The sequence below is a fragment of the Micromonospora sp. NPDC004551 genome (assembly GCF_040609975.1).
Taxonomy (GTDB): Bacteria; Actinomycetota; Actinomycetes; order Mycobacteriales; family Micromonosporaceae; genus Micromonospora.
In genome coordinates, this window is record NZ_JBEXLM010000005.1 from 185,096 (window position 1) to 209,606 (window position 24,511).

General features: G+C 70.8%; 27 protein-coding genes and 2 pseudogenes. 16 read left to right on the forward strand and 13 right to left on the reverse strand.

The annotated features are described in order from the left end of the window. The first annotated feature begins 1 nt into the window (after nucleotide 1). Both ABZW14_RS08940 and ABZW14_RS08945 read left to right on the forward strand, forming a co-directional pair. On the forward strand, nucleotides 2-991 hold the full coding sequence (locus ABZW14_RS08940; RefSeq protein ID WP_355342146.1) for an ROK family protein: 990 nt from the start codon (nucleotides 2-4) through the stop codon (nucleotides 989-991). An 82-nt stretch (nucleotides 992-1,073) separates the two neighbouring features. Further along, a complete protein-coding gene (locus ABZW14_RS08945; protein WP_355342149.1) occupies nucleotides 1,074-2,498 on the forward strand; it encodes a M1 family metallopeptidase in 1,425 nt (474 codons plus the stop codon). Between the two features lie 63 nt (nucleotides 2,499-2,561). On the opposite strand, the gene ABZW14_RS08950 is transcribed toward ABZW14_RS08945, so the two are convergent. Then, nucleotides 2,562-3,536 carry a DJ-1/PfpI family protein gene (locus ABZW14_RS08950; RefSeq protein WP_355342152.1) on the reverse strand — a complete coding sequence of 325 codons (975 nt, stop codon included), beginning with the start codon at nucleotides 3,534-3,536 and terminating at the stop codon, nucleotides 2,562-2,564. Nucleotides 3,537-3,806: 270 nt separating this feature from the next. On the opposite strand from ABZW14_RS08950, the gene ABZW14_RS08955 reads away from it, so the two are divergent. The 4 genes from ABZW14_RS08955 to ABZW14_RS08970 all read left to right on the forward strand — a co-directional run bounded on the left by ABZW14_RS08955 (nucleotide 3,807) and on the right by ABZW14_RS08970 (nucleotide 7,251). Beyond that, nucleotides 3,807-4,445, forward strand: a complete 639-nt coding sequence (locus ABZW14_RS08955) for an HD domain-containing protein (RefSeq protein ID WP_355342155.1) — start codon at nucleotides 3,807-3,809, stop codon at nucleotides 4,443-4,445. A 54-nt stretch (nucleotides 4,446-4,499) separates the two neighbouring features. After that, nucleotides 4,500-5,438 (forward strand): NADP-dependent oxidoreductase, encoded by a 939-nt coding sequence (locus ABZW14_RS08960; RefSeq protein WP_355342158.1) that lies wholly within the window; start codon nucleotides 4,500-4,502, stop codon nucleotides 5,436-5,438. Nucleotides 5,439-5,461: 23 nt separating this feature from the next. After that, a complete protein-coding gene (locus ABZW14_RS08965) occupies nucleotides 5,462-5,791 on the forward strand; it encodes a nuclear transport factor 2 family protein (RefSeq protein ID WP_355342161.1) in 330 nt (109 codons plus the stop codon). A 446-nt stretch (nucleotides 5,792-6,237) separates the two neighbouring features. Next, nucleotides 6,238-7,251, forward strand: coding sequence for a helix-turn-helix domain-containing protein (locus tag ABZW14_RS08970; RefSeq protein ID WP_355342164.1), 1,014 nt, complete (start codon nucleotides 6,238-6,240; stop codon nucleotides 7,249-7,251). Between the two features lie 107 nt (nucleotides 7,252-7,358). Here ABZW14_RS08970 and ABZW14_RS08975 read toward each other — a convergent pair whose 3' ends face one another. Further along, a complete protein-coding gene (locus ABZW14_RS08975) occupies nucleotides 7,359-10,316 on the reverse strand; it encodes a M4 family metallopeptidase (RefSeq protein WP_355342167.1) in 2,958 nt (985 codons plus the stop codon). Between the two features lie 247 nt (nucleotides 10,317-10,563). On the opposite strand from ABZW14_RS08975, the gene ABZW14_RS08980 reads away from it, so the two are divergent. Further along, nucleotides 10,564-11,259, forward strand: coding sequence for a suppressor of fused domain protein (locus tag ABZW14_RS08980; RefSeq protein ID WP_355342170.1), 696 nt, complete (start codon nucleotides 10,564-10,566; stop codon nucleotides 11,257-11,259). A gap of 24 nt (nucleotides 11,260-11,283) precedes the next feature. On the opposite strand, the gene ABZW14_RS08985 is transcribed toward ABZW14_RS08980, so the two are convergent. Together ABZW14_RS08985 and ABZW14_RS08990 are read right to left on the reverse strand one after the other, a co-directional pair. Further along, nucleotides 11,284-11,799 carry a polyketide cyclase gene (locus ABZW14_RS08985; RefSeq protein ID WP_355342173.1) on the reverse strand — a complete coding sequence of 172 codons (516 nt, stop codon included), beginning with the start codon at nucleotides 11,797-11,799 and terminating at the stop codon, nucleotides 11,284-11,286. Continuing rightward, nucleotides 11,796-11,936 carry a hypothetical protein gene (locus ABZW14_RS08990; protein ID WP_355342176.1) on the reverse strand — a complete coding sequence of 47 codons (141 nt, stop codon included), beginning with the start codon at nucleotides 11,934-11,936 and terminating at the stop codon, nucleotides 11,796-11,798. The genes ABZW14_RS08985 and ABZW14_RS08990 overlap by 4 nt, the downstream gene beginning before the upstream one ends. Before the next feature lie 29 nt (nucleotides 11,937-11,965). On the opposite strand from ABZW14_RS08990, the gene ABZW14_RS08995 reads away from it, so the two are divergent. Next, a complete protein-coding gene (locus tag ABZW14_RS08995; RefSeq protein WP_355342179.1) occupies nucleotides 11,966-12,112 on the forward strand; it encodes a hypothetical protein in 147 nt (48 codons plus the stop codon). A gap of 114 nt (nucleotides 12,113-12,226) precedes the next feature. Next, nucleotides 12,227-13,369 (forward strand): N-acetylmuramoyl-L-alanine amidase, encoded by a 1,143-nt coding sequence (locus ABZW14_RS09000; protein WP_355342182.1) that lies wholly within the window; start codon nucleotides 12,227-12,229, stop codon nucleotides 13,367-13,369. A 98-nt stretch (nucleotides 13,370-13,467) separates the two neighbouring features. On the opposite strand, the gene ABZW14_RS09005 is transcribed toward ABZW14_RS09000, so the two are convergent. Then, nucleotides 13,468-13,962 carry a YfbM family protein gene (locus tag ABZW14_RS09005; RefSeq protein WP_355342431.1) on the reverse strand — a complete coding sequence of 165 codons (495 nt, stop codon included), beginning with the start codon at nucleotides 13,960-13,962 and terminating at the stop codon, nucleotides 13,468-13,470. Nucleotides 13,963-14,100: 138 nt separating this feature from the next. Between ABZW14_RS09005 and ABZW14_RS09010 the strand changes: the two genes are divergently transcribed. Further along, a complete protein-coding gene (locus ABZW14_RS09010) occupies nucleotides 14,101-14,511 on the forward strand; it encodes a VOC family protein (protein ID WP_355342185.1) in 411 nt (136 codons plus the stop codon). Nucleotides 14,512-14,541: 30 nt separating this feature from the next. Here the strand turns inward: ABZW14_RS09010 and ABZW14_RS09015 are convergent, their stop codons facing one another. Genes ABZW14_RS09015 through ABZW14_RS09030 form a run of 4 tightly spaced genes read right to left on the reverse strand, consistent with a single transcriptional unit; the run spans nucleotide 14,542 to nucleotide 18,039 of the window. Further along, nucleotides 14,542-15,189: a response regulator transcription factor gene (locus ABZW14_RS09015; protein WP_355342188.1), complete on the reverse strand. Its 648-nt coding sequence runs from the start codon at nucleotides 15,187-15,189 to the stop codon at nucleotides 14,542-14,544. A 14-nt stretch (nucleotides 15,190-15,203) separates the two neighbouring features. Then, on the reverse strand, nucleotides 15,204-16,529 hold the full coding sequence (locus ABZW14_RS09020; protein ID WP_355342191.1) for a sensor domain-containing protein: 1,326 nt from the start codon (nucleotides 16,527-16,529) through the stop codon (nucleotides 15,204-15,206). A gap of 17 nt (nucleotides 16,530-16,546) precedes the next feature. Beyond that, nucleotides 16,547-17,317: an ABC transporter permease gene (locus ABZW14_RS09025; protein ID WP_355342194.1), complete on the reverse strand. Its 771-nt coding sequence runs from the start codon at nucleotides 17,315-17,317 to the stop codon at nucleotides 16,547-16,549. Continuing rightward, nucleotides 17,314-18,039, reverse strand: coding sequence for an ATP-binding cassette domain-containing protein (locus ABZW14_RS09030; protein WP_355342197.1), 726 nt, complete (start codon nucleotides 18,037-18,039; stop codon nucleotides 17,314-17,316). The genes ABZW14_RS09025 and ABZW14_RS09030 overlap by 4 nt, the downstream gene beginning before the upstream one ends. Before the next feature lie 170 nt (nucleotides 18,040-18,209). Here ABZW14_RS09030 and ABZW14_RS09035 point away from each other — a divergent pair, with 170 nt between their 5' ends. Further along, a complete protein-coding gene (locus ABZW14_RS09035; RefSeq protein WP_355342200.1) occupies nucleotides 18,210-18,668 on the forward strand; it encodes an SRPBCC domain-containing protein in 459 nt (152 codons plus the stop codon). 138 nt (nucleotides 18,669-18,806) lie between these two features. Further along, nucleotides 18,807-19,076 carry a hypothetical protein gene (locus tag ABZW14_RS09040; protein ID WP_355342203.1) on the forward strand — a complete coding sequence of 90 codons (270 nt, stop codon included), beginning with the start codon at nucleotides 18,807-18,809 and terminating at the stop codon, nucleotides 19,074-19,076. Nucleotides 19,077-19,127: 51 nt separating this feature from the next. On the opposite strand, the gene ABZW14_RS09045 is transcribed toward ABZW14_RS09040, so the two are convergent. After that, nucleotides 19,128-20,123, reverse strand: a complete 996-nt coding sequence (locus tag ABZW14_RS09045) for a DUF1152 domain-containing protein (protein WP_355342206.1) — start codon at nucleotides 20,121-20,123, stop codon at nucleotides 19,128-19,130. A 290-nt stretch (nucleotides 20,124-20,413) separates the two neighbouring features. On the opposite strand from ABZW14_RS09045, the gene ABZW14_RS09050 reads away from it, so the two are divergent. From ABZW14_RS09050 to ABZW14_RS09065, 4 genes and pseudogenes are all read left to right on the forward strand, one after another. Beyond that, complete coding sequence (locus ABZW14_RS09050) at nucleotides 20,414-20,938, forward strand: DUF6069 family protein (RefSeq protein WP_355342209.1); 525 nt, start codon at nucleotides 20,414-20,416, stop codon at nucleotides 20,936-20,938. Between the two features lie 39 nt (nucleotides 20,939-20,977). Then, nucleotides 20,978-21,331, forward strand: a complete 354-nt coding sequence (locus ABZW14_RS09055; RefSeq protein WP_355342212.1) for a YciI family protein — start codon at nucleotides 20,978-20,980, stop codon at nucleotides 21,329-21,331. A 20-nt stretch (nucleotides 21,332-21,351) separates the two neighbouring features. Continuing rightward, nucleotides 21,352-22,549, forward strand: a pseudogene (locus ABZW14_RS09060) (RNA polymerase sigma factor). A 23-nt stretch (nucleotides 22,550-22,572) separates the two neighbouring features. Further along, a pseudogene (locus ABZW14_RS09065) lies at nucleotides 22,573-23,124 on the forward strand (dihydrofolate reductase family protein); the annotation flags it as partial. 74 nt (nucleotides 23,125-23,198) lie between these two features. Here ABZW14_RS09065 and ABZW14_RS09070 read toward each other — a convergent pair. From ABZW14_RS09070 to ABZW14_RS09080, 3 genes are read right to left on the reverse strand one after another with little or no spacing between them, the layout of a single operon-like run. Further along, on the reverse strand, nucleotides 23,199-23,438 hold the full coding sequence (locus ABZW14_RS09070; RefSeq protein ID WP_355342215.1) for a hypothetical protein: 240 nt from the start codon (nucleotides 23,436-23,438) through the stop codon (nucleotides 23,199-23,201). Continuing rightward, the gene (locus tag ABZW14_RS09075) at nucleotides 23,435-23,767 is read right to left on the reverse strand and encodes a hypothetical protein (RefSeq protein WP_355342218.1); all 333 of its coding nucleotides are present in this window, start codon (nucleotides 23,765-23,767) and stop codon (nucleotides 23,435-23,437) included. Before ABZW14_RS09075 ends, ABZW14_RS09070 begins: the two co-directional genes overlap by 4 nt. A gap of 35 nt (nucleotides 23,768-23,802) precedes the next feature. Further along, nucleotides 23,803-24,249, reverse strand: a complete 447-nt coding sequence (locus ABZW14_RS09080; RefSeq protein WP_355342221.1) for a hypothetical protein — start codon at nucleotides 24,247-24,249, stop codon at nucleotides 23,803-23,805. Between the last annotated feature and the right edge of the window lie 262 nt (nucleotides 24,250-24,511).

Genomic DNA, 24,511 nt, shown 5'->3' on the forward strand with positions numbered 1-24,511 from the left:
CGTGACCCAGCCCGAAGGCCACTGCGTCCTGGCCGTCGACGTCGGCGGAACGACCATCAAGGGGGCCGTGGTCGGCGAGGACGGCCGGCGCCGGCACACGCTGACCGTGCCGTCGCAGGCGGACGACGACCCGGTCAAGGCGGTCCGGTCCCTGTGCCGCCAACTGCGCGACGACGCGCTCGATCTCGGCGCCACGCCCGCCGCGATCGGCGTGGTCACGCCGGGCCTCGTCGACGAGACGAACGGGGTGGTGCGGTACGCCGCCAACCTCCGCTTCCGCGACGTGCCGCTCCGCGCCCTCGTCGGGGACGACCTCGGGCTCCCGGTGGCGGTCGGCCACGACGCGCGGGCGGCGGGCGTCGCCGAGGCGGTGGCCGGGGCGGCCCGCGGGCTGGACAACTTCCTGCTGCTGCCGCTGGGCACCGGCATCGCCGCGGCCGTGGTGGTGCACGGCGAGCCGGTGCCGGGCGCGACCGGCTCGGCCGGCGAGGTCGGCCACATGCCGGTCCACCCCGGCGGCGAGCCGTGCAGTTGCGGGCAGCGGGGCTGCCTCGAGGTCTACGCCTCCGCCGGCGGGCTGGCCCGCCGCTACGTCCGCCTCGGCGGAACCCCGGGGTCGGACAGCCGGGCCATCGCCGACGCGGTGGCCACCGATCCGGTCGCCGCCGCCGTCTGGAACGACGCGACCCAGGCGCTGGGGATCGCCCTGGCCACCCTCACCCTGACCCTCGACCCGGCCCGCATCGTGCTCGGCGGTGGGCTGGCGGACGCGGGCGCGCTGTTCTTCGACCCGGTACGCGACGCCCTGCGCGCGGCCCTCGCCTGGCGGACCCCTCCCCCGGTGCTGCGCTCCGCCTTCGGTGCGCAGGCCGCACAGATCGGCGCCGCCATCCTGGCCCGACGGCTCGCCGGCCTGTCCGTTCCCGACGGCTGGGGCGCACCGGCCCTCCGCGACCACCAGGACGACGGCGGAGTGGCGCCGAGATCTTGACGGCGGCCGTCCGGTGCGGGTGGAGTGGGCGTACACAGCCGGCGGGCAGTGACGCCACGGCCGTCCAAGGAAGAGGATCCACATGACCGTCCCACGCCTGCGCGGTGCCGCGCTCGCCACAGTCGCCCTGGTGGCTGTCGGATCGGTGGTGGCACCGGGCTCGGCCGGCGCCGCACCCGGCAACCCCGGAGCCCCTCGCTACTCGGCCGGCGCGGCGAGCGTCGGCGACCCGTACTTCCCCGACGAGGGCAACGGCGGATACGACGTCCAGCACTACGACCTCAACTTCTCCTACGACCCGGCAACCCGGTTCATGGCGGCCACCGCGACCATCACCGCAGTGGCCACCCAGGATCTCGACCGGTTCAACCTGGACTTCCGTGGTCCGGAGATCTCGTCGCTGACGGTCAACGGGCACGCGAACGACTTCGTCCGCGACGGCCAGGAGCTCATCGTCACACCCCGCCCGAAGCTCAAGACCGGGCAGACCTTCACCGTGGTGGTGACGTATTCCGGCGTACCGGGGCCGATCACCGACCCGGACGGGTCGATCGAGGGCTGGGTGCCCACCGACGACGGCGCCTTCGTCGTCGGCGAGCCGCAGGGCACGCCGGCCTGGCTGCCCACCAACGACCACCCGACCGACAAGGCCACCTTCCGGTTCACCGCGAAGGTGCCGGAGGGGCTCACCGCCGTCGGCAACGGCCAGCTCCTGTCCCAGGAGACCCGGGCCGGCTGGACCACCTTCATCTGGGACTCGACCGAGCCGATGGCCAGCTACCTGGCGACGATCACCATCGGCACCTTCGTGGTCACCACGTCGACCACGCCGAGCGGGATCCCCGTGTACGTCGCCGTCGACCCGCGGCAGGTCGCCGGGTCCGCGGCCGCGGTCGCGCAGATCCCCAAGATGATCGACTTCTTCGCCTCGACGTTCGGCCCCTACCCGTTCGCCTCGACCGGGGCGATCATCGACCGGGCCCCCGACGTCGGCTACGCCCTGGAAACCCAGACCAAGCCGATCTTCTCCAGCGCGCCGAGCGTCGGCACGATGGCCCACGAGCTGGCACACCAGTGGTACGGCGACTCGGTCTCCCCGCAGCGCTGGTCGGACATCTGGCTCAACGAGGGCTTCGCCACCTACGCCCAGTGGCTGTACACCGAGTACAACGGCGGCGCGTCGGTCAACCAGACCTTCAACAGCAGCAGCAACTACGGTCGGGCCGCGTCGTCGTCGTTCTGGCAGATCGTCCTCGCCGACCCGGGCCCCGAGGACATGTTCAGCAACATCCCGTACAACCGCGGGGCGATGACCCTGCACGCGCTGCGGGGCAAGGTCGGCGACGACACCTTCTTCCGCATCCTGCGCGAGTGGGCGGCCGGCCACCGGCACAGCCACGCCGCGACGGCCGACTTCATCGCCCTGGCCGAGCGGGAATCCGGGCAGAACCTCGATGCCTTCTTCGACGTGTGGCTGTTCCAGAAGGGCAAGCCCACGACCTGGTGACGTCGGTGGGGTCCCGCGACCGGAACGGCCGCGGGACCCCATCCACGCCTCGGGCCGGTAGCGCTACCCCGCGTTGGCGCGGCGGGTCGTGCTGAACCGGCGTTGGTAGGCGGCGGGGCTGATGGACAGCTTTCGGGCGAAGACCCGTCGCATGCTCTCGTAGCTGGGGAACCCGGCGAGGGTCGCGGCCTGCGTCGCGGTGTGTCCCTGGTCGAGCAGTGCCCTGGCCAGGTCGAATCGGATGACCTCCACGTAGCGGGCCGGTGTCGTGGCCAGTTCGTCGTGGAAGAGCCGGGTGAGGTGCCGGGTGCTCACGTTGAGGTGTTTCGCGAGTTCCGCGAGCGAGTAGTGCCCGCGGGGATTCGCCGTCACTAGGTCGGTGATGGTGCGGAGAGCCGGCGAGCGGGGCGGCGGTCCCTGCAGCGGCGCCGAGAACTGGGACTGGCCACCCGCGCGCTGCATGTACACCACCAGGGCGCGGGCGACGCCGCGCGCCAGGTCGGGGCCGTGGTCCTCTTCGACGAGGGCGAGCGCCAGATCGATGCCGGCCGTCACCCCTGCCGAGGTGTACGTGGTGCCGTCGCGAACGTAGATCGCGTCGGGCTCGACGCGGCACGTCGGGCACCGGGCGGCAAGCTCGTGCGCGACCCGCCAGTGCGTGGTCGCGCGCTTGCCATCGAGGATTCCGGCGGCGGCGAGGATGAACGCCCCGGTGCAGATCGACGCGACCCGGCCGGCTGCAGCCGCGGGTATCCGTGCGGCGTCCGCCACGTGGGCGGGGACACGTTCGCGCGGATAGAGGTCGGACCCGGCCACCAGCACCGTGTCGAAGGCCGGCTCCGAGGTGACGCCGCCGTCGACCGCGACCCGGATCCCGAGGTTCGACGTGACGTCCGCGCCGGTCGGTGACAGCAGCACGATCCGGTAGTCGGCACCGAACCGGTTCGCCTCCTTGAACACCTCCGCGGGGCCGGCGACGTCCAGCAACGTCACCCCGTCGTAGACGAAGATCGCGACGCGATGGGGGCCGGCGTTCACCACTCCGGTCCCTTCGGGGCGCGGTGGGCGGCCGGACCCGGCGGCACGGACCGCCCTGGGGGCGGCGAGACAGGAGGCCTGGACACCGGTTATTGGTAGCACGCCATTTCGGGACAGACGGGGTTCTCGGGCCGGGTCGTGGTGGGCACTGGACCGCGGTTTCGCCGTGTCCGGATGTAGGTGGTTCCTGGCCGGAGGAAGGCGGCGCCGTACGACGATCGGTGGGCAGCATGGAGGCCGGACGCACACCTGCCCGGAAGGTCGGAGATCATGCCAGAGAGCATCGCGGGATTGGAGATTCCTGACACGGCGGCGGTCGCCGAGGCGACCAGGCGCATCCAGGAGACGACCAGCCCCCTCATCTACCACCACTCCCGACGGGTCTTCTTCTTCAGCCTGATGCACGCACACAGGCTGGGCGTGAAACCGGACCCGGAACTGCTCTATCTGGCCGCCATGTTCCACGACGCCGGCCTCCTGACCCCCTTTTCCGAGATCGAGCAGCGCTTCGAAGTCGATGGCGCCGACCACGCGCGCAAGTTCCTCCTGGAACGGGGCTTCTCGACGGCCGCCGCCGAGACCGTCTGGACGGCGATCGCGCTGCACACCACGCCCGGCATCCCCGACCGGATGGCACCGGAGATCGCGACCACGTACCTCGGTGTCCTGACCGACGTGCTCGGCTTCGGCCTGGACGGACTGGAACAGGATCAGCTGGCCGAGATCCTCGCCGTCCATCCACGCGGTGACTTCAAGAACGAGTTCCTGCGGACCTACGTCGACGGGCTGAAGAACCGTCCCGAGACCACGAACGGCACCGTGAACTCCGACGTGCTCGAACACTTCATCCCCGGCTTCCGGCGCGTGACGACTGTCGAGCGCATCGCCGGCTCACCCTGGCCGAGCTGAGCGGACCCGGCCTTACCGGCGCATACCGACGAGCTTTCTTGAAAGGATCCGAGCATGCGAGCGATCACCGTGCGGGACCGTGACGCGGGGGTCGGCGGGCTCACCCTGACCGACATGCCCTACCCGCACGCTGCGGAGAACGACGTCATCGTGTGCGTGCACGCCGCCGGCTTCACCCCCGGAGAACTCGACTGGCCGGCAATGTGGACCGACCGCGCCGGTCGCGACCGGACACCCAGCATCCCCGGCCACGAGCTGTCCGGAGTGGTGGTCGAGCTCGGCTACGGGACCACCGGCCTCACCGTGGGCCAGCGGGTGTTCGGGCTGACCGACTGGGCCCGCAACGGATCCCTGGCCGAGTACACCGCGGTGGCGGCTCGTAACCTCGCGCCCCTCGCGGCCGACATCGACCACACCGTGGCCGCCGCGCTGCCCATCTCGGGACTGACCGCCTGGCAGGGCCTGTTCGACCACGCCCACCTCACGACCGGCCAGACCGTCCTCATTCACGGCGCCGCCGGGGGCGTCGGCTCGATCGCCGTGCAACTCGCCCGCGAGGCGGGCGCCCGCGTCATCGGCACCGGCCGCGCCGGCGACCGCGATGTGGCGCTCCGCCTCGGCGCACAGACCTTCCTCGACCTGGACGCCGACGATCTGCGGCAGGCCGGCGAGGTCGACGTGGTGTTCGACGTCATCGGCGGCGACATCCTCGATCGATCGACGGAGCTGGTACGCCCGGGCGGGACCGTCGTCACCGTCGCCGCGCCACCCACCGTGCAGCCCAAGGACGGGCGGGCCGTCTTCTTCGTCGTCGAGCCCGATCGCGCCCGCCTGACCGACCTCGCCGAGCGCCTCCGGACCGGACGGCTCAACCCCATCGTCGGCGCCGTGCGACCGCTCTCCGAGACGGCCGCCGCGTTCGCCCGCCACCGCCGCACGCCCGGCAAGACGATCATCCAGGTCGCGGAGGAACAGGGAACGCAGAACTCCTGACCGGACCGCCGAAGGATGGGCTCATGACCAGCACCGACCTCCCCGCCCCGATCCAGACGTTCATCGACGCCACCAACCGCGCCGACTCGGATGCCTTCGTCGCGGCTTTCACCGAGGACGCGTACCTCAACGACTGGGGCCGTGAGTTCCACGGCCGCGACGGCGTGCGCTCCTGGGACCGCACCGACAACATCGGGGTGCAGTCGCACTTCGAGCTCGTCGCAGTCGAGCGCGGCACCGACTCCGACAGCTACGTCGTCACCCTCACCGTCTCGGGCAACGGCTTCAACGGCACCGGCCCGATGACCTTCCGCCTCCGCGACGGCCTGATCGCGAGCCTGCGCATCAGCTGAGGTCCCTGCTGGTCGCCCCCGCGGGGCGGGAGACCTGCCAGGATCGGCCGCATGTCTGCTGGCCTGGGCGCTCCCCCGGGCCCGCCGGCCCGGCCGTGGTCAACGACCACGACAGTTTCCTCGGCGGTGCAGCGGGTCCGCCGCTCGCGGCACTGCGCGGTCGCGGTGCCGTCGTGACCGGCATCGACCCCAGCGCCAACGGAGCGCATCCTGTTCTTCCTGCTCTTCGCCCTCGAGGCTGCCTGATACGACAGCGGCCCCGCCGTCCATTCGGCTGGTACGGGCGTCCTCGGTTGCCATGACGGCTGATACAACTAGCACCGGCTGCACCGCAGCCTGGGCCACCGCCGTCCCGCCGACTACCAGGCCGCCCCTGGCGGCCTGACCACCACCCCGATGGTGTCCGCCACGGCGGACGAGCTCAGACCACAGGAGTGTCAGAAGGTATGGACGGAACTGCAGGCAGCCCGTGGGCGGTGACCGGTCTGGATCCACTGGCCGGGCGGGTGTTGGAGCATCTGGTGGCCGTGCCGTCGGCGAACGTCACCGAGGTGGCGGCGGCGCTCGGGGTGTCTCCGGCGGAGGCGGAACGGGCACTGCGGCACCTTGCGGACTCCGCACTGGTGCTGCAGATCGACGGCACGGCATCGCGATGGGCGGCCGGTCCCCCGCGGTCGTCGCTCAGCGCCCTGCTGGCCCGGCGGCGGGCCGAGCTGGCCCGCGTCGAGAGCCTCGTGGATCGGCTTCACGAGGTGTACGAGGCGGTGTCCGGGCCGCGCGCCGCGCACCTGGTGGAGGTGCTGGAGCGCGAGGATGAGGTGCCGGCGCGCTACGGCCAGCTGCTGAAGGGGACCTCGGTCGAGGTGCTGCATCTGGCGAAGCCGCCGTATGTGACGGCCACGCAGGCGTCCGTCGCGGAGCCGGTGGTGGCGCCCGGGGTGCGGATGCGGTCGGTGTACGAGACGGAGGGCTTCACCGACACGGTGTCCCTCGAGACGGCGCTGCGCGGCACGGGGCAGGGCGGGGAGCTGCGGCTGGCGTCAGGCCTGCCGGTGAAGCTGGTGGTGTTCGACCGGGCGGCGGCGCTGCTGCCCGTGCGCGGGGACCGCCCGGCGGCGGGTTCCATGGTGGTGCATTCGCCCGCGCTGGTGGCGGCGCTGGTGGCGCTGTTCGAGAGCATCTGGGAGCGCGCCGAGCCGGTGTCGCTGGCGAGCCGCCTGGACGGACCGGCCACCAAGGACGGTCCGACGGCTGTGGGGCCGGACCGGCGGACGCAGGAAATTCTGCACATGATGGCGACCGGGATGAAGGACGAGGCGATCGCCCGGGTGCTGAAGGTGAGCCGCCGCACCGTGCAGAAACATGTCAGCGATGCCGGTGCCCTGCTAGGCGCCCGGACCCGGTTCCAGATCGCGCTGCTGGCGGCGGAGCGGGGGTGGCTGAGGCCGGCCACCGCATGATCTCCAAGGGCTCCCACCTCTGGTGACCATGCGGTGGCCGCCAGGCCGGGACCTCCTTGTGGGAGGTCCCGGCGCATCGTCGTGCAGCGCGCTTCCCTAGCGGGGGCTCACTGGCAGGACTTGGCTCCCTTCGCGTACGCCAGGCCGAAACCGCCCGCCGACGAGTCCATGAAGACCACCACGCGCCCCTCGCCCGCCGTCGCGAACATCTGCGCGCCCGGGCTGCACGACGCCGGACCGACGTACGTCCCGTCGAACGTGTACTGCTTGAGCTTCGGGTTGAGCGAGTTGTCCGGGTAGCCGTCGGTCGCGAGCCAGAGGTCCACGGGGGCCTCCTCCGTGACCGTGAGGGTCGTGTCGGACAGCGTGAGGACGTCGGCGCGGATCGCCTGCGGGGAGTTCTCCTCGAAGAGCAGGTGGCTGGTGCCCGTGGCGAAGTCGAAGAGCCGCACGGAGTCGTTGAACGTCCCCTGGGTCCACTTGCCGTCGACGTAGCTGCCGTAGTCGCGGTTGATCACCCAGGCGACGGCGGTGCCGGACACCTCCGGGTAGCTCATGGTCTCGGCGCCCGGGTCACCGCCGGCGAAGGTCGTCTTCCCCGTCGTGACGTCGTACACCTCGACGCCCAGCGACCACCAGTTGCCGTTGGCGTCGGGCTGCGCGTAGTCCTCGTACCGGACGTAGGAGATCTTTCCGTTCTCGACGCTCGGCGCCGTGGCGTTCCCGAGCCAGTCGGGGTGCGCGAGGGTGTGGACGGTCCGCGAGCTGCCCTGCAGGTAGCGCACGACGTCGCGGTACCCCTGTTCCGGGTCGTACTGGCTCCACGCGACGACGGTGCCGTCGTAGCCCAGGCCGTCGATCCGGTACGGGGAGTTGTAGAGCTCCTCGATGTCGCCGCCGCCGACGGGCGCCGACAGGATGCGGTTGGTCTCCCACGTCGGCGAGTCGGGGTTCCCCTCGACCGAGAGCCACACGACCCGCTTGCCGTCGGTGTGGGGGAAGCTGTGTGCGTTCCCGTCGTTCGGGGAGATCCGGTACGGCGCAACCTTGCCGTCGATGCGGCCCACCCAGATCGACGGCGGCTCGGTGTGGTTCGCGTCGGAGCGCGGCACGGTGAACCAGCCGCCGGCCATGCTCGCCTTCAGGTCGCTGTACATGCCGGTGTTGAGCCGGTCGACCAGGAGGTCGGTCTTCTTGCCGTACAGATTCGCCTTCCACTTCGCGGTGATCCCGCGCGAGTCGAACGCCGCCTGCACCACCTTGAGGTCCTTCTGGCTCAGCCCGAAGGACTTGGCGGAGGCGAGCACGGCGTCGCGGGCGTCGACGAAGTCGGACATGGGCGTGAGGTAGTCGGTGAGCGCCCGGTAGAGGATCTTGTCGGCGACCGCGCCGCCGAACGTCTGGCGGAGGTCCCACAGCGCCCCGGACACGATCGTCGAGTTGAGGTGCACGCCGCCGTCGTCCATCTGCGGCGTGTCCATGAGGTGCTGGAAGTCCGCCGTGGTGGCGCCGTCGTCGAGGTTGCGCAGGGCGCACCTGGTGGGCGTCAGGGTGCGGCAGAGGTCGCCGCCGATCAGGCTCGCCTCGGGGTCGGACATCGGCGTGCCCGAGGCGTCGAGGTCGATGGCGTTGCCGAAGTAGTCGGCGATCGCCTCGTTGAGCGCACCCGGCTGGCCGGCGTAGACGAGGTTGGCGGAGTTCTCCACCACGCCGTGCGTCATCTCGTGGCCCACGACGTCCGGGTCGGCGGCCAGCGGCAGGTACTCGTCGTCGCCGCTGCCGTACACCATGCGGGTGCCGTCCCAGTACGCGTTGACGAACGGGTAGCCGCCGTAGGTGATGCCGACGATCGAGTTGATGGGCATGCCGTCGTCGTCCAGGCTGTTGCGCCCGAGTTCCGTCTGGTACCACTCGAACACCTTCGCGGCGTCCCAGGCCGCGTCCACGGCGCCGGCGTCGGTCAGGTCGGCGCCGAGCGTGCTCGACGGCGACGCGAACGGTCCCACGCCCTCGGGCAGCTGGCCGTCGAGCAGTTCGTAGTAGTCGCGGCCCCGGGCGTCCCAGGTGGTGATCGGCACCGTCCGGCCGTCCGGGAGGGTGTGGGTCTGGTCGATCATGAGGTAGGAGTTCGCGTCGTCGATCCGGACGAGCGGGACCGGCACCGTGGCGCCGTGCAGGCTCTTGCCCTCGCCGACGACCGGCGTCGTGCCGTTGCCCGACGGGGCGGGCTCCGTCACGGCGCGCGGTGCGACGGCGGTGCCGCCGGCGGCGAGGGCGGCGGCCTGCTGCGCGGTGGCGAAGGGCTTGATCCGGCTGACGCTGAGCAGGGTCAGCCCGTTCGTCGCGCCCAGGTACACGTCGCGGAGCACGGGCTGGCCCGTGGCGACGTCCTTGCCCTTGACGAGTACGCGCCGCGCGAGCACGCCGGTGCCGGTCGGCATGACCACGAGCCCCTGGTCGGTGCCGGTGAGGTCGGTGTGGGCCGCGTCGGGCGTGGTGCCGCGGCGCGGGGTGCCGGCCACGACGGCCGCGCCGGGGTGCAGGCTCTTGCGCACGTCCTCGACCGCTCGGGAGATCGCGACGTCCGCGGGGATCGGGGTGCGGGTCGTGTCGACGTCGAGGTTCGTGAAGTAGCTGCCCGACGTGCCGGTCACCGCGCGCGTGCCGGCCTTCTTCTCCATCCGCACCACGTACTGGGCGCCGAACACGGGCAGGCCCTTGTACTTCTGGTTCAGCCGGACGGTCTCCCGCGTGCCCTGCGTGTCGACGCTCGCCGTGGTGAGCGTGCCGGCCGGGTCGGCGATCCGGTAGCGGTCCTTGTGGCCCGTGAGGTGGGCCTTGGCGGCCTTGTCGGGTGCGATCGTGGCGTCGACCGGGTCGGCCAGGTCGTCCACGAGCGCGGGGGTGTCCGTGGCGGGCGCCGCGGTGGCGGGGACGGACGCCTCCGCAGCGGTCGTCGTGCCCGTCCCCGACGGGGCTGCGGCGTGTGCGGCCTGGGCGGTGGTTCCGAGGAGGGCGGCCGCTGCCAGGATGGCGAGAGCCGGTGGGGCCTTGAGTCTGCGCATCTGTTGCTCCTGCAAAATGATCCAGCGCCCGGCCGGCTCCTTGCGGCACGGGATTCGCTCACCCTCACCGCGGTGTCGGCGGCGGCACAAGAACGACTTTGCGCATCTGCACAAGTCGGAAGCTCATCGAGGGCGCGCTGGACCGGACGGCATACCTGGTCGTGGTGGCTGGCGGCGGTGTCGACTTCGTCGCGGTTGGATGCTCCCCGGCGCGCCCTCGGTGGACGGTGGCCTAGGCTGCCTCCTCGTGGGCGAGCCGCGCGGGTCAGGAATCCTTCGTCATCAGTCGCTGCACGACGGTTTCGTACCGGCGAAAGGCCCGCAGCGGGACTTCGCCGAGGCCATCGACCGGCACATCGCGGAACATTTCGGGCCTGTCGAGTTCGTCTACCACGAGTTCGCCTCGCATCTGGTCGGTGTGCATGTCCATGTCGTGGCACCGACCGAGGAACGCCCGTACCGCACGTTGATCACGTCGGGGATGAGTGAGCTGCCGATGGCGGTCCCGGACGGTCACGACATCAGTCCGTACGCCGAACTGATGCTCAGCCTGCCCGCGGACTGGCCGCTGGACGAGGTGGCCGGGCTCGACGATGCGACCGGGTGGCCGTTGCGGGTCCTCAAGCAGGTTGCCCGGCTGCCGCACGAGTACGGGACCTGGATCGGCGAGTGGCATTCCGTGCCGAACGGCGATCCCGCCCAGCCGTACGCTGCCGGCACCCCGTTCGCCGGTGTCGTCGTCACGCCGATGCTGCGTGTGTCGCCGGAGGCTCGGACGATCGACCTCGCCGGCGGTACCCGGATCGCGTTGCTCGCGCTGGTTCCGCTGCATCCGGCCGAGTTGGCGGTCAAGCTCGAACGCGGCACCGACGCACTCATCGAGGTGCTCGATCGTGGTCACGTGACCGAACTGCTGGACCCGCACCGCCCCTCGTACGCCTGACAACAGAGGTAGGGCGCCCGATCCTCATTCCGTGGGCTGTCCCTGATGGTGGCGTTCGGCGAGGTGTTTGAGGTTCAGCAGCTGCCGTCGCGCCATGACGAGGTCGCCGATGGACAGCCCGACGGCGGCCCAGCGGTTCGTCCGCATGACGACCTTGAGCAGCAACCGCATCGCGTCGGGCTCCTGGGGCACCAGGAGGTATGACATGAACGCACCCATGATGGTGCTGGTCAGTTGTCTGCCGGGGTCGACCGACACGATCCGGCCCAGCTTCCGTCCGCCGGCGGTGGTGAACGCCTCGCCGACCCGGGGCTCGGGCAGGCCCACCAGCCGTCGAGGTGAGCGGTGGCCGAGGTTGTCGATCCAGTCGTAGGAGTACGGCGCCAGCCGCACCTGGGTCAGCCACGGCCACACCGCCGCGGCGGGCGCTTCGATCCGCACTCCTCGCCACGCCTGCAGCGCGGGCGAGACGACGAGGTCGTCGCACGGATAGGACCGCGACGTCTCGCTGTCCGTCATGCCCCACCGGTCACCGATCATCGCTCCATCTTCCACCGCACCGGAACGGATTGATGAGGCAGCAGGGTCACCGGGCCGATCGGGAACGCTTCCAGGAGCAGCCGAACAACCTGTTGAAAATTGCCGGGCGGTGCGATGGAATGGTCGAAATATTTCACCACCGGTCCTCCCGGATGAAGGTGGCACCATGTCACTCCGCCCACCCCGCCTTCTCGGCACGGCGACGGCCGGCACCCGGCGACGCGCGCCGGCGGCCGGGCCCCGCACGCAGCAGACGTACCTGGTGATCGCCCTCGACCGGCTCCGGCACGGGAGCGCCGGGTCCATCCCATAGGTCGGACCGGCCGGGCCTTCGGTCTGCCGTCGGCCCGGACCGACATGCATCGACAGTGTCCACCCGCCCACAACAGTTGTCGTTGTTGTTCCATCCCCCTCATGGAGGCAGCGCATGTCAGCTCATCGGCACGAGGTCGATCGCCGCACCCTGCTCAAGGCAGGTCTGGGCACGGGGATCGCGGCGATCGTCGGCACCGAGGTGTTCACGGCGGCACCGGCGGGCGCGGCGCCCAGCACCATGTTCCCCTGGGTCATCGACTGCGACACCTGGGGTGCGCGCCCGCCACGGGGAACGATTCAGATCACCGGCAACACCACCAACAAGATCATCCTGCATCACATGGCCTTCCCGAACGTCACGGACTACTCGGTCGACCACGCGATGCAACTGGCGCGGGACTGCCAGAACCTGCACATGGACGGCAACGGCTGGGCGGACACCGGACAGCACTTCACGGTCAGCCGTGGCGGCTACGTGCTGGAGGGTCGCCACCGCAGCCTGCAGACACTCGACGCGGGCGGGCACCAGGTCATCGCCGCGCACTGCCCGGGCGAGAACGGGAACGCGATCGGGATCGAGAACGAGGGCACGTACCTCACCGAGACGCCACCGGAGGCCCTGCTCGACTCGCTGGTGACGCTGTGCGCCGCGGTGTGCCGGCAGTTCCGGCTGCAGCCCTGGGACATCTTCGGCCACGGGGACTTCTACACGACCCAGTGCCCGGGCAACGCCTTCTACCGGTTGTTCCCGATGGTCCGCTCCCGTGTCGCGGCAGAGCTCGGCACCAACCAGACGGACATCCCCGCACGCCGGTGGCCCGATATCTGGCGCTTCGGCGACGGCCCGGTCGTGCAGGTCGCGCAGTACCTGCTCGCAGATCTCGGCTACCCGCTGACCCCGAACGGCGACTTCGGCTACGACATGAACGCCGCCGTGGCCGACTTCCAGGCCAGCCACGGGATCCGGGTCGACCCGGACGCGACCTTCGACGCCGCCACCTGGGAAGCGCTCGTGCCGACACTCGACAAGGACGCCACCGGCCTTCCCGTCACCGCGCTGCAGTTCATGCTCGGCCGCAAGGGGTACGACGACGTCACAGCAAGCGGGGAGTTCGACCACGGCACCATGAAGGCGGTCCAGGACATGCAGCGCCTGCACGGCCTGGTGCCCAACGGAAAGGTCGACGTGGACACGTGGTGCGCGGTTGTCGGTGGCACCGTCCGTACGGCCTTCCAGCAGGTGGACGCCGCCTAAGCCACCGGTACGGAGTGGTGCCTCGTCGGGTCGGCTACGACGACGCCCCGTCAGCGGGGCGTCGGGAATCCCGGCCCGACGGGGCATGGCCGTCGACGTCAGGTGATGGCCAGCAGCACGGCCTGATCGTTCGCGGCTGCGGCGTGGTAGAACCGGCGCAGTTCGACGAAGTGCGCCATCAGGTAGTCAAGCGCGTCGGCACCGTCGGTCCAGATGTCCGGGTAGATCTCGGCCGCAGACATGGCGTCCGGGTCGAAGCGGGCGCCCAGAGTCTCCACATCCAGTGCGTCCAGGTCGGTGGCCACGGCGCGGACGGTGTCCCGGTCGAGTAGCCGTGGAGGACCGTAGCCACCATCCTCGCCGATCTCGGCACCACCGAGGATCGCCGCGCCGGCGCCCTCACCGATCTGCCAGTCGGTACCGGTGAGCAGGTAGTGGATGCCGTGCCACGACTTGTCGAGGTCGAGCTCCGGCTCGGGCATCTCGGCCTCATCGTCGTCGAGATCGCCGTACAGCAGGGTGTCGACAGCCCTCGGGTCGGCGCGCACCGCTGCCAACTCCTCGGCCGACAACCGGTACCCGATCAACACCATGCCCAACGTCGCGGGCCCCTTCCGGTCGGCGGCGTGCTGTCCGCGGTCGACGGCTTTCTCCGGCGCCACGCTACCGCAACCTCGATCTCGGGCCGGTCTGAAAATCCGGCTCATTTGATCTTGTGGCAAGATCGCCGGATGCTGCGACTCACCGATTTCATCATCGACTGCCCGGACACGATGGCGCTGGCAGCCTTCTACTCAGAGGTGACGGGTCGCCCGGTCAAGGAGGGCAGCCACAGCAACTGGGCCGGAATCCGGTTCGGCGAGATCGAGCTGGCCTTCATCCGGGTGGAGGACTACCGCGCCCCGCAGTGGCCCGACACCGAGCACCCCAAGCAGTTCCATCTCGACTTCGAAGTCGACGACATCGAGGCCGAACAGAGCCGCGTCCTGGCCCTCGGCGCGACCCTGCGGCAGGACTCCGTCGGCCCCGAGGGCTACGGCTGGCGCGTCTACACCGACCCGGTCGGCCATCCGTTCTGCCTCTGCCGCAACAAGGGCGTCACCTGGACCGACCAGGGCCCCAGCTGGTCCGAGAGCGAGTAGAGCGTCCATACCGACACGCGTCACGTGACGTCAGGCACCGCCGACGTGGCGGAGCACGGCCAGGACCCGGCGGTTGTCGCTGTCCGAGGAGGGCAGGCCGAGTTTCGCGAAGATGTTCGCCACGTGCTTCTCCACGACTCCGGAGGTGATGACAAGAGCCGCCGCGATCCCGGCGTTGGATCGTCCCTCGGCCATCAGCGAGAGCACCTCACGCTCCCGGGGGGTCAGCGACGCCACCCCGGCCGTCTCCTGCCCAGCCCGCATCAGGTGGCCGACGACCTCCGGATCCAGAGCGGTGCCACCGGAGGCCACCCGGGTCAGCGCGTCCACGAAATCGGCGACGTCGGCGACACGGTCCTTGAGCAGGTAGCCGACACCAGTCGGCCGGTCGGCGAGCAGGCGGGTCGCGTAGCGGGTCTCCACGTACTGGGAGAACACCAGCACGCCGACGTCGGGATGGTCGCGTCGGATGTCGATCGCGGCGCGCAGCCCCTCGTCGGTGTGCGTTGGCGGCATCCGGATGTCGATGATGGCCACGTTCGGCACCTTGTCGGCAATCGCGGACCGCAGCGCGTCCGCGTCCGCCACGGCGGCGCACACGTCGAAACCGCGGTCGGTGAGCAGCCGGACCAGCCCTTCGCGCATCATGGCGGCATCCTCCGCGATCACCACCCGCATGTTGTCGCCTCCGTTCACACGTGTGTGGGCAGCTCGATCTCGACCCGGGTCGGACCGCCGGCCGGACTGTGTACGCGCATCCGGCCGTCCACGACGGCGATGCGGCGGGCCAGGCCGGACAGGCCGGGACCGTCCGGGTTCGCCCCGCCGGCGCCGTCGTCCCTGACGGTCACCGTCAGGCGTTCGCCGGATCGGACGACGCCGAGCACGATACGGCTCGCCCGGCTGTGCTTGGCGGCGTTCGCGAGCAGCTCGGAGGCGCAGAAGTAGGCGATCGTCTCGATCGCGGGCGCCGGGCGGTCGGGCAGCTCGACGTCCACCGCGACCGGGATGGCGCTGCTCGTCGCGAGCGTCGCCAGCGCGTCGCCGAGACCGTTGTCGAGGACCGGCGGATGGATCCCGCGCACCAGGTCGCGCAGGTCGGCGAGCGCGTCCTTCGCGCCGCGGTGGGCGAGCGCGACCAGTTCGCGGGCCTGTGCGAGGTCGGGTGGCGGGCCGTCGACGCCGAGCTTCTCGGTCGCCATGCCGAGGTTCATCGCCAGCGTCGCGAGCCGGATCTGCGCGCCGTCGTGCAGGTCCCGTTCCAGCCTGCGCATCATCGCGGCCGCGTCGTCGATTGCGCGGGCCCGGGTGACCTGCAGTTGGCGTACCCGCTCGGCGAGCCGGCGCGGACCGAGCAGCCGTCGCATCGCGGCGAGGTCCAGTGTCGTGGCGGCCCGCATCAACCACGGTGCGATCAGCAGCATGGCGAGGCCGGCCGCGGCGATGAGGAGCGCTCCGGCGAACGTCCGCGCTGCGATGGCGCCGAACGGCGTCAGCGCCCACACCGGTCCGAGACGCGTTCCGGCCGGATGGTTGCGAAACAGCGGCCACCACACCGGGTAGCTGAGGTTGACCAGGCCGAACACGTAGCAGAAGGCGCCGTAGCCCTCGGGGATGGCCAGTGGCACCTTGAGCAGGCCGTACCCGACGGCCCGCCAGCCCGGTCCGTCGGAGACCACCGCGCTGATCCGCTTCGAGGGCCGGGGCGGCGGGGCGTCCACCTGCACGTCGAGCAGCCGGTCGGCGAGTGAGCGGTGCACGGCTCCCAGCGCGCGCCCGATCGGGGCGGCCAGCACGACCAGGAGCACGGCGGTGAGCGGGAGCAGGACCAGGAACAGCGGTGCGACGGGGGGTGCGGGCTGCTTGGACGTTGCCCCGGTCGCCCAGAGAAGGAGGGCGCCCAGGGCCGGCACGATCGCCGGTACGCTCAGGATCGCAGCCGCACTGACGACACCCGCGAGGCAGAACACCGCCCGGCGCAGGGCCAGTGTGGTGAACGGAGCGCGCAGCGCGGTCATCGGCCCATTGTCGCCGCTCATGTGTCACGGTGGCGGAGCAGCACGCTGCCGCACAGAATCGCCGCCGCCGCGTACCCGCACATCAGCAGTGCGCTGATCCAGCCGGCGAACAGCCCGGGTACGGGCGAGGTCACCGCGATCGAGTTGAGCAGCATCAGCAGCGGTATGAAGCGGCCGACCTGGATTCCGCTCTCGCCGAACAGGCCGGCCACGATCATCGGGACGAACATCAGACCGAACAGCGTGCCGACCGCGGCGCCCGAGTGCCGCACGATCGTCCCGATGCCGACCCCGATCAGGGCGGTGACGCCCAGATACACGCCGGTCAGCACGACCGCGCGCAGGATCGCCGGGTCGGTCAGGGGTGCGGCCGGGATGGCGGTGCCGCGGATCGCGAGCTGCCCGCCCAGGTAGCCGGCGAAGCTGGCGACCAGGCCGACGCCGAGAGCCGCGCCGCCGCACACGGCGACCTTCGCGGCCAGGACGGTCCGACGCCGCGGGACGGCGGCGAACGTCGAGCGGATCATCCCGCTGCCGTACTCGCCGGTCACCATCAGGACGCCGAGCGCGCCGAGGAGCAACTGGGCCACGATCGCGCCGCCGAGGCTGTTGTTCAGGATCTGGGCGGCGGTGGCGACCGGGGTGTGCGATCGGTACCCGAGTCCCACCCCGGCCCCGGCCGCGGCCATCGAGAACACCGCGGCGCTCGCCAGCCACCACGTCGACCGGACGCTGCTCAGCTTGATCCGCTCCATCCGGGCAGCGTGCCGGAATCCGTACCCGTTCATGACGCTCCCACTCCGCGATAGTCGGTGGCTTCTGAGGTGAGCCGGAAGAAGGCGTCCTCCAGGCTGTCGTCGCCGCCGGCGAGTTCGGCGACGGTGGTCTCGGCCAGCAGCCGGCCGCGCCCGATGACCACCAACCGGTCGGCGGTCAGCGCCATCTCGGCGATCAGGTGGCTGGACACGAACACCGTCCGGCCCTCGGCGGCGAGTCCGCGCAGCAGGTCCCGGATCCAGCGGATGCCCTCCGGATCCAGTCCGTTGACCGGCTCGTCGAGCAGGAGGACGCCCGGGTCGCCGAGCAGGGCCACCGCGACGCCGAGCCGCTGGCGCATGCCGAGCGAATACGTGCCGGCACGCCGTGCTGCCGCGTCGGACAGGCCGACGATGCGCAGCACCTGCTCGACCCGGGAACCGGGGATGTCGTTGCTCGCGGCCAGCGCGGTCAGGTGCGCACGGGCGCTGCGGCCGGGATGGAAAGCCCCGGCGTCGAGGAGCGCACCGACCGTCTTCAACGGCCAGTCGAGGTCCGGGTACCGGACGCCGCCGATCAGCGCCTCGCCATGGTCCGGGGCATCCAGGCCGAGGATCATCCGCATCGTCGTCGACTTGCCGGATCCGTTCGGGCCGAGGAAGCCGGTCACCACCCCCGGCTGCACCCGGACGCTCAGCCTGTCGACGGCGACCCGGTCGCCGTAGCGTTTCGTCAGCTCACGTAGTTCGATCACACGATCGACGCTAGGCAGCGGCGTCGGCGCTCGGAAGCCGGAAACCATCCGGCTCCGCCTGGGGGTTTTCCGCCCCCGTGGCGGTCCCGGCCCAGTTGGTGGCTGGTGCTGCCATGCCGATGCGGGTGCGCCTCGGAGCCGTCGCGAGCGCCGGACATTAGAGTCGCTCCATGTACTCGACACAGGTGTCTCACCTCGTCAAGGCGCCGCGGTCGGCGGTTTATCGGGCACTGCTGGATCCGGCCGCGGTGGCGAAGTGGCGCGTCCCCACCGGCATGAGCGGCCACGTGCACGAGCTCGACGCGCGCGAGGGCGGTACGTTGCGCGTCTCGCTCACCTACGAGGCCCCGGACAGCACCGGCAAGACGACGGCGCACACCGACAGCTATCACGGCCACTTCGCGAAGCTCGTACCCGATCAGCAGGTGGTCGAAGTCGTCGAGTTCGAGACCGACGACCCCGCGCTGCGGGGCGCGATGACCATGACCACGACGCTCACCGACGTGGAGGGCGGCACCGAGGTCGTCGTCGTGCATGACGGCATTCCGGACGCGATCCCGGCCGAGGACAACGAGACGGGTACGCGGATGGCCCTGGCGAACCTCGCCAGACTCGTCGAAGGGGGCTAGCGCCGCTCACGCCGCTGAGCAGGCGTGGGCGCGCGATGCCGCCGCGGTGAACGAGGCCCGCGCTGACCTGCGGCGTATCGATTGCGCTGATGGGTCATGCTGAGGCAATCCGGGGGTTGCGGCCGATTGGGGTGGACCATGACGATGTCCTGGCTCTGGGTCGTCCTGGGCGGAGTAGCGCTGCTGCTTGTCATCACGTCCGCCGTGATCGTCGTGCGGCGCCGCCGGGTGGCCCGTGCATCGTTGGAGCATGACCTCGTCATGCGGAACGCGCGGCGAGCCATGGCCGAGATGGAAGGACAACGTCGGCGTTCCGGCAAGGGCACGATCCGGGGTCAAGGCGGCGGTGGGAACGCGGGAACGATGTATGACGCCGCGTACGGCTCGGACACCTCCGCCGGGGCATAGACCGATCGAGGCCACCTGGACGGGTGCGCTCACCTTCCGCCGGCCGGGCGTTCAGTGGGGAAACGCGCGGGGGACGCGTGCATTGAGGAGTTCGTCGCGGAACGCTTGGATGCGCGTGATGACCTGTCGCCTGCCGATGGTGTTCTCGATGCGGTCGAGATACAGGCATCGGGCGGCGAGTTTGTCGAGGTCGACGGTGAAGTAGATCGCCATCAGCGGGTTGACGAACAGGTCGCCGCCGCCGGTGCGCCGGGTGAACCGGACGTCTCCGAAGGCGCCGCTAGTGGCGGCGGCGATCTGACCTTGGACGATGCTCGGCCGGTCCGGGGTGGCGGCTATCGCGTCGGCGACAGCATCGCGGTACAGCGCCGCCTCCCGGCTGGAACCGGGGATGGACAGGGCGCCGAGGTAGCCGCCGTCGCGGTCGAGTGCGGCGAGGTTCTCCAGCACCTGGACGTGGTTGACGCCGTCGTAGGCGTCGATGCCGAAGCCCAGGCTGGTGACCAGCTTGACCGGCACGTTCAGCGCGGCCACGGCGGCCAGGCTGGTGATGTCCTCCACCGGAGTGCCGAGATCGCTCTCGTCGCCGCGCAGCAGGACATCGGTGCCACCGTCGACCAGGACCACCGCGTCGATGTCGAGTTGGTCGACCAGGTGCCGGTACGCGGCTCGTAGTGGCTGGACGCCGAGCGGCGGAAAGGCGTACACCGTCGACGGCAGGTCCTGAGCGGCCAGCCACCGGGCGAGCGTCCGTTCGGGGAAATACCAGTCCGGGCTGGCGGTGTCCGGCTGCACCGCCGCGACGTGCTCCGCCACCCACGCGTCGCGGTCGATCAGCTCGAGCTCGGAGAAGGACAGGCTGGCCAGGTGCACCTGTGCGCCGCCGCGCCGCAGGGCGAACGCCAGGGGCAGGCCGGCGTACACGTCGAAGCCCCCGCCCGCTCCGGCGATGAGGATGTTCCGCGCGGGGGCCAGCGCGGCGAACAGCGGCGGAACGGCCAACGAGAACGTACCGGGGTCGGCGGGCGGTGCGGCAGGGTTCGTCACCGCTCCATGATCAGCCACGCCCACGCCGCGCAAGGGCCGGAGGGAGCCTGCCGTTTTCGGGAGCCCGCTCACCATGAGCGGGCTCCCCGGAGCCTGGCCCGGCTCGAACGGTGCTGCCATCCCTGGGTTCAGTGACGCGCGGTATCGGCGCCGCGCGTTGGGCAGGCCGGCGTCCAAGCGTGGTACGTCCGGTCCCAAGGCACCGGTCCGCGCGGCTCGTCGAGGCCGAGGCGTCATCGACGTATCGTCGGGTCGTCCGCATGCCCGGGCACTGCGTCGACGTACCGGTGGTGAAGTTCTTCGAAAAAATCTTGGCGGACCTGTCGATTGGGGTCGGATCTGTTCGTCGCTCTGGTGAGAGCCCGGCACCGAGCCGGTCCATTCACCCACTGGAGGGCACGATGACCACCACGGCGAACACGACCCGCGCCACCACGTCGACCATCGGTACGCTGATCCGGGCCGGTGTCATCGCCACGGTTGCCGCGAGCGCCGCCACCATGGCCGTCGCCGCGGCCGGTCAGGCGGCAGGGGTCAGCCTCGATGTGGCCGGCGCCCCGATTCCGGTCACCGGGTTCGGCGTGCTGACCGCCGTCTTCTCGTTGGTCGGCGTGCTCATCGCCGCGCTGCTGTCCCGCTTCGCCCGGCGTCCGCGACGCGCGTTCGTCCGTACGACGGTGGTGCTGACCGTCCTGTCGCTGGTGCCGGATGTGATCGTCGAGGCCGGGGCGGCCACCAAGGCGCTGCTGATGCTCACCCACCTGGTCGCGGCCGCGATCGTGATTCCCGCTGTCGCGCGCCGCCTGGCCGCCTGACCCGTCGCACTGTCATCGTCGAGCCGAGGGAGGACCGTCATGAGGCAGTACCTGTTGTCGGTGCATCTCGTCGAGGGCGCGCCGGCGCCGTCGGACGAGGAGATGCAGACCGTGTTCCGGGAGACCGACCGGATCAACGACGAACTGCAGGCCGCGGGCGCCTGGGTCTTCGGCGGAGGTCTCCTGTCGCCCGACAGCGCCACCGTCGTGCGGATCGAGAACGGCACCACCACGATGAGCGATGGGCCGTTCGCCGAGACGAAGGAGCACATCGCCGGGTTCTGGGTCATCAAGTGCGCGGACCTGGACCAGGCGCTGGCCTGGGCCGAGAAGTGCGCGGCGGCCTGCGGCCCGGTCGAGGTGCGTCCCTTCGACGACCTGTCCCAGGCCTGAACTGGAGCCGGTCGGCCGACATGGACCTGGCGAGCATCTACCGCGCGGAGTACGGCCGCTGCGTCGCCACCCTGGCCCGCCTCCTCGGTGACATCAACCTCGCCGAGGAGGCGGTCCAGGACGCCTTCACCACGGCCCTGCAGAAGTGGCAGACGCCGCCGCCGAACCCGGGCGCCTGGATCGTGGTCACCGCTCGGAACCGGGCTGTCGACCGGCTCCGCCGGGAGTCGACCCGTGAGGCCCGGCACGCCCAGGCCCTGCTGCTGCATCAACAGGACGAGCCCCAGGAGGTGGGACCGGTGAAGGACGACCAGCTGCGGCTCATCTTCACCTGCTGCCACCCGGCGCTCGCTCCTGACGCGCGGACCGCTCTCACGCTCCGTCTGCTCGGCGGCCTCGACGTACCGGAGATCGCCCGGGCCTACCTGATTCAGGAGGCGACCGTCGCGCAGCGGATTGTGCGCGCCAAGAAGAAGATCCGCGACGCCGGCATTCCCTACCGGGTGCCCGCCGAGCATGAGCTTCCGGACCGGCTGCCGCCCGTGCTCACCGTGCTCTACCTGATGTTCAACGAGGGTTACACGTCCACCGCCGGGCCGTTGATCAGAACGGACCTGTGCACCGAGGCCATCCGGCTTGCCCGCGAGCTCGCCGGGTTGATGCCCGACGAACCCGAGGTCCTCGGCCTGCTCGCCCTGCTGCTGCTGACCGAGGCGCGCCGCCCGGCCCGGCTCGATCCGGTCGGCGGACTGGTGCCGCTGAGCGAGCAGGACCGGTCGTTGTGGAACCGGGCACTCATCGCCGAGGGCCACGATCTGGTGCGCCGTTGCCTGCGGCGCAACCAGCCCGGCCCGTACCAGATCCAGGCCGCGATCAGCGCGGTCCACACCGACGGCGCGGCCACCGACTGGTCGCAGGTCCTGGCACTCTACGACCAGCTGTTCGCGCTCGCGCCGACCGCGATCGTGGCGCTCAACCGTGCGGTCGCCGTCGCCGAGGTGCACGGACCGGCGGTTGCCCTCGCCGCGTTGGAGGACGTCGATCTCCCGGGCTACCACCGGCTGCCCGCCACCCGGGCCGAACTGCTGGCCCGGCTCGGGCGACGAAGAGGCCCGCGCCGCCTACGACCAGGCCCTTGCGCTGGCGACCAACGAGACCGAATGCGCCTTCCTGCAGACCCGCCGCACCGAACTCAGCCGGACGAGGAGAGCATCGTGACCGCCACCTACACCTTCGACGTCTTCTCCAGCCTCGACGGGTTCGGCTCCCACAGCGGCAGCTGGGGAGGGTACTGGGGCAAGCAGGGCCCCGAGTTGCTCGCGCACCGCCTCGCCGTGTACAGCGAAGAGCAGCGCATGGTCTTCGGGTCCGGCACGTACCGGGTGTTCGCGCGGATGCTGGCTGCGAGCACGGAGGAGTCCGAGGTCCGTGACGCCTGGGTCACCCGGATGAGGAGCCTTCCGGCGACGGTGGTGTCGAGCACGCTGGAAGGCCCTCTCGACTGGCCGGACGCGACCGTCGTGGGCGGGGACGCCGTCGACGCCCTCGCGCGGCTCAAGGAGGAGTCGGAGGTGCCGTTGCGCTCGCACGGCAGCCTGTCGTTGAACCGGGCGCTGATGGCCGCCGGCCTGGTCGACCGCGTCCAGGTGACGCTGTTCCCGGTGGTCACAGGTCGGACCGGGACGGAACCCGTCTTCCAGGGGGCGGCCGACTTCGACCTGGAGTTGCTCGAGAGCCGGACACTCGACGGTCGCGTCCAGGAACTGATCTACCGGCCCACCCTGCATGTCTGAGTCCGGCCAACCCGCCACCGGGGCCCCGCACGCGGGCCGGCGTCGGCGTCGGCCCGCGTGCGGGATCGGGGCGGTTACCGGCCCGCGCCTGGGTGCGGCAGGAAGTACGGGTCGTGCACCAGCTGGCGCAGCGCGGCCTCGGTGCGCGGATTGCCCGGCAGGACCCAGTCGGCGTCACCGCTGCCCCGCGAGTCGAAGTAGACCATGGCCCGTACCCGCGGGAACGCCGTCGGCAGGTCCGTCCGGGCCTGCCGCAGCCAGTCGGCCTGCACCCCGGGTGCGGTGTCGTTGACGCCGACCTCCGCGAGCATCATCGGCTTGTCGTGCCGGATCCCGAGTCGTAGAACCAGGGGAACAGCTCGGTCAGGGGTGCGTGGTCGTTGCTCGGGCGGGCGTACCCGTCGACGGCGACCCAGTCGACCATCGAGTCGCCGGGCCAGAAGGACGAGACCCGCCCGGTCTGGAAAGCCAACCAGGTCGGGCAGAACACGAACGCGACATTGTCGGCGCGTTCCTCCCGGAAGATCGTGCGGACCCGGCGCCACGCCGCCTTGCGTCGTCGTTTGACGTTCGTGGCCAACCCGGCCACCACCCGCCGGTCGACGACAGGGGCCGGTGACGTGAGGAGACGGGGTCCGGCCATCCACTAACGTCCAGGGCATGGGAGCCGAAGCACGATCAGTCGAGCAACCAGCCGTGTAATTGCGTGCCGTACGGAGTCAGGGCGAGCGCCGCCAGCGCAACCCACATCCCCGTGCTGATGATGAGCCAGCCGAACGCTTTCCGGTCGCCGGTCCGCCAGGTGCGGATGAGGGCCGCCACCCCGAGGACCAAGGTCACGCACGCGAGCGGGTAGACGAACATCGCCACCACGCGACTGATCCCGAACACCCAGACCAGCGGGTTCCACACCGAGTCCGGGCCGGCCGGCGGAAGGGAGTCCTTCGGGTCGCCCAACCGTTCCAACCGCGGGTCCAACACAGCCGGGAAATCGCCGGTATGCAGTGCGGCCACGAGCAGCACACCGAAGCTACCGACCAGACACACCGCCAGCATCAGCAACTGCGCCGACACCACCACGCGTCCGCCGAACGAGGCGGCCGAGACCTCAGCCTGTCGACTCATCGGCGCAACGTACCCGCTCGCCGCCGACTTCGAAAGCCCGCGCGGACAGGCGGGTTCACTGCCTGCCTGAGCGCACGGTGCCCCGCACAAGCCGCACCCGGGTTTCGCCGAGCGGCTTCCCTCACGCCGCGAGGGGCATGCCGGAGGCGAGGACGTACTCGCTGCCCGCTTCCCGAGCCTGTCCAGGCGGCTTCGACGAGTGAGATGAGAACGTCCGGGGCGGACCGGCGGGCAGCGTCGTCCCCGAGGGCTGCCGCGAGGG

Bases quoted from the DNA above. Each gene is read 5' to 3' on its own strand.
- ABZW14_RS08945 (WP_355342149.1), top strand. From the start codon at position 1,074: ATGACCGTCCCACGCCTGCGCGGTGCCGCGCTCGCCACAGTCGCCCTG.
- ABZW14_RS08955 (WP_355342155.1), top strand. From the start codon at position 3,807: ATGCCAGAGAGCATCGCGGGATTGGAGATTCCTGACACGGCGGCGGTC.
- ABZW14_RS08960 (WP_355342158.1), top strand. From the start codon at position 4,500: ATGCGAGCGATCACCGTGCGGGACCGTGACGCGGGGGTCGGCGGGCTC.
- ABZW14_RS08965 (WP_355342161.1), top strand. From the start codon at position 5,462: ATGACCAGCACCGACCTCCCCGCCCCGATCCAGACGTTCATCGACGCC.
- ABZW14_RS08970 (WP_355342164.1), top strand. From the start codon at position 6,238: ATGGACGGAACTGCAGGCAGCCCGTGGGCGGTGACCGGTCTGGATCCA.
- ABZW14_RS08975 (WP_355342167.1), bottom strand. From the start codon at position 10,316: ATGCGCAGACTCAAGGCCCCACCGGCTCTCGCCATCCTGGCAGCGGCC.
- ABZW14_RS08985 (WP_355342173.1), bottom strand. From the start codon at position 11,799: ATGATCGGTGACCGGTGGGGCATGACGGACAGCGAGACGTCGCGGTCC.
- ABZW14_RS08995 (WP_355342179.1), top strand. From the start codon at position 11,966: ATGTCACTCCGCCCACCCCGCCTTCTCGGCACGGCGACGGCCGGCACC.
- ABZW14_RS09000 (WP_355342182.1), top strand. From the start codon at position 12,227: ATGTCAGCTCATCGGCACGAGGTCGATCGCCGCACCCTGCTCAAGGCA.
- ABZW14_RS09005 (WP_355342431.1), bottom strand. From the start codon at position 13,962: ATGGTGTTGATCGGGTACCGGTTGTCGGCCGAGGAGTTGGCAGCGGTG.
- ABZW14_RS09010 (WP_355342185.1), top strand. From the start codon at position 14,101: ATGCTGCGACTCACCGATTTCATCATCGACTGCCCGGACACGATGGCG.
- ABZW14_RS09015 (WP_355342188.1), bottom strand. From the start codon at position 15,189: ATGCGGGTGGTGATCGCGGAGGATGCCGCCATGATGCGCGAAGGGCTG.
- ABZW14_RS09020 (WP_355342191.1), bottom strand. From the start codon at position 16,529: ATGACCGCGCTGCGCGCTCCGTTCACCACACTGGCCCTGCGCCGGGCG.
- ABZW14_RS09025 (WP_355342194.1), bottom strand. From the start codon at position 17,317: ATGAACGGGTACGGATTCCGGCACGCTGCCCGGATGGAGCGGATCAAG.
- ABZW14_RS09035 (WP_355342200.1), top strand. From the start codon at position 18,210: ATGTACTCGACACAGGTGTCTCACCTCGTCAAGGCGCCGCGGTCGGCG.
- ABZW14_RS09040 (WP_355342203.1), top strand. From the start codon at position 18,807: ATGACGATGTCCTGGCTCTGGGTCGTCCTGGGCGGAGTAGCGCTGCTG.
- ABZW14_RS09055 (WP_355342212.1), top strand. From the start codon at position 20,978: ATGAGGCAGTACCTGTTGTCGGTGCATCTCGTCGAGGGCGCGCCGGCG.
- ABZW14_RS09070 (WP_355342215.1), bottom strand. From the start codon at position 23,438: ATGATGCTCGCGGAGGTCGGCGTCAACGACACCGCACCCGGGGTGCAG.
- ABZW14_RS09075 (WP_355342218.1), bottom strand. From the start codon at position 23,767: ATGGCCGGACCCCGTCTCCTCACGTCACCGGCCCCTGTCGTCGACCGG.
- ABZW14_RS09080 (WP_355342221.1), bottom strand. From the start codon at position 24,249: ATGAGTCGACAGGCTGAGGTCTCGGCCGCCTCGTTCGGCGGACGCGTG.